Below are 2248 nucleotides of genomic sequence, written 5' to 3'. Positions count from 1 at the left end.
TTCGTGTTCTTGCCGAGGCGCCTCATTTGCACCGTAGGGCTGGCAAAGCGACAGCCGCTGTCTACGATGAAATCAAGAATAGCATCCGGTGGAGCGCCAGTCCGTTCGCGCCGGAGGCTCACGCCACAGTGCGAAAGCTTCTCAAGAAAGATTGGACAGAACTCGACAATAATCAGCGCGCCTTGTTGCGTTGGATATTTGCTCAAGCTCCCCTGTTGCGCCAAGCCTATTTCGCTCAGCTGAAATTCCAGCGAATTTTCAAAGAGCAGAATCCAAAAAAAGCGATGGATTCCCTGGATCGGTGGCGCCGCCGTTTGCGCAATGAACTGTTCCGGTATTTCAAGCACCTTCTGCTCGACACAACTGAAAACTGGAGGGATGAGGTCAAGAATTATCTCAGGATCCGCCGTGGAAAATTTCGGCTGACTAATGGGTTTTTGGAGGCCTCCCACCGGCAATTGAAACAGCGCTACCGGGACGGTCGCGGGAACACGGGCTTCCAGAGGTGGCCCCGGAATTTCGGACAGGGTGATAAGCTTGTCGGGGATCTGACGGGAGCCTGAGGAGATGGGCAAGACGACGCGCAAGCGGTATTCGGCGGATTTCAAGGCGAAGGTCGCACTGGAAGCGATCAAGGGTGAGCTGACCCTGGCGGAACTGGCCACAAAGCATGGGGTACATCAGACACTGGTGGCGGGCTGGAAACGGCAGGCGGTCGAGGGCATGGCCGCCACCTTCAGCGGCAAGGCGGAGGCGGCCCAAGGGACCAGCGAGGCGGAATTGAACCGTCTTCACGCCAAGATCGGCCAGTTGGTGGTGGAACGGGATTTTTTATCCAAAGCCTTCGGTCGATGAGCGTCGAGCGGAGGCGGGAAATGATTGATCCCGAGCACACGGGTCTTTCGGTTGTGCGTCAGTGCGATCTGGTGTCCATCAGCCGGTCGGCTTTCTACTATCGGCCTGTTGGTGAAAGCCCGCTGAACCTGGCGCTGATGCGGTTGATCGACGAGGCGTTCCTGGAATGGCCGTTCTACGGGGCGCGGCAGATGGCCCGCCCTCTCCGCCGCGAGGGATACACGGTCGGCCGCAAACGGGTTTCGCGGCTGATGGCGCGGATGGGGCTGACGCCGATCTATCAGAAGCCCCGGACCAGCACGCCCCACCCGCAACACCCCACCTACAAGTACCTGCTGCGGGATTTGGTCATCGACCGGCCGAACCAGGTCTGGTGCGCCGACATCACCTATCTGCCGATGCGGCGCGGATTTCTGTACCTGGTGGCGATCATGGACTGGGCGACGCGCAAGGTGCTGTCCTGGCGGGTATCCAACACCATGGAGGCGGACTTCTGCATCGAGGCGCTGGAGGAGGCCCTGGCCCGCTACGGCAGTCCGGAGATCTTCAACACCGACCAGGGCAGCCAATTCACCAGCCCCCGGTTCACCACCGTGCTGAAGGATGCGGGCGTGCGGATCAGCATGGATGGTCGGGGACGCTGGATATACCGAGTGTTCATTGAGCGCCTCTGGCGCTCGCTCAAATACGAGTGCATCTATCTGCATGCATTCGAGACCGGATCGGAAGTCCGCCAGGGCCTCGCCAAATGGATTGGGTTCTACAACGCGACCCGCCCCCATTCCGCCTTGGCTGGACGATCACCCGACGAGGTCTATCAGTCGATTTCGCCGCCATTCTGTCCGGGGCATTCCCCGGACAGAATGGCACCCACGGCATTGGCGGCATGAAAACGTCCCGGCTATAGCTTATCCAAGCCGCCAAACTGTCCGAAATTCCGGGGCCACCTCTAGGTGACCGACAGCCTGTCTTTCCTCAGGATCCCATGCGCGGTGTCGTGCCCTATGACATTCGCCATGAGGGGCAACGCGACTTATTACTGGACAGTCTTCAGACCGGTGCCAACGTCGTTCTGCATGATTTGCCGGGTGGATCACTCATACCTGTTATCAGTGTTGCTGGGTCCGCCTCTGCGCTCACTGGCATGGCCGCTGAAGCGGGTTATCGGATCACTCTTGTGATCGTCCTCTCTCCCGCTTTGGCGTCGGCCTTTATCGTAGGCGATATTCTTGATCAGTTTGGCACCAGCGTTGACTACCTTGCCATCCGGAACCGCTTTTTTACACGTGTTGCCGGCTTTGCTCTTTTCGATGGTCATACCGATGCGACAGGCAGCCTTATCGGCGGCAAAAGTAAACAGCGTCTGCTGCAATCCAATGGCCGGATCATCGAC

3 protein-coding genes are annotated in these 2248 nt (G+C 58.8%); all 3 read left to right on the top strand.

From position 1 onward, the window contains the following. The first annotated feature begins 128 nt into the window (after nt 1–128). On the top strand, nt 129–563 hold the full coding sequence (locus ACKOED_RS00705) for a transposase (RefSeq protein WP_408914653.1): 435 nt from the start codon (nt 129–131) through the stop codon (nt 561–563). 4 nt (nt 564–567) lie between these two features. Next, nucleotides 568–1745 (top strand): IS3 family transposase gene (locus ACKOED_RS00700; protein ID WP_408914652.1). Its coding sequence is split into 2 segments (ribosomal slippage): nt 568–826 and nt 826–1745, totalling 1179 coding nucleotides; the frame shifts between segments, so codons are not numbered across the junction. A gap of 95 nt (nt 1746–1840) precedes the next feature. Beyond that, a partial coding sequence (locus tag ACKOED_RS00695; protein ID WP_408914651.1) for a hypothetical protein occupies nt 1841–2248 on the top strand: 408 nt, incomplete at its 3' end.

Origin of the sequence: Aestuariivirga sp., from assembly GCF_046093005.1 — a bacterium.
In the GTDB taxonomy this organism is placed as follows: Bacteria; Pseudomonadota; Alphaproteobacteria; order Rhizobiales; family Aestuariivirgaceae; genus Aestuariivirga.
Note: the sequence above shows the minus strand (reverse complement) of the source record. Positions and strands in the feature narration are given on the sequence as shown.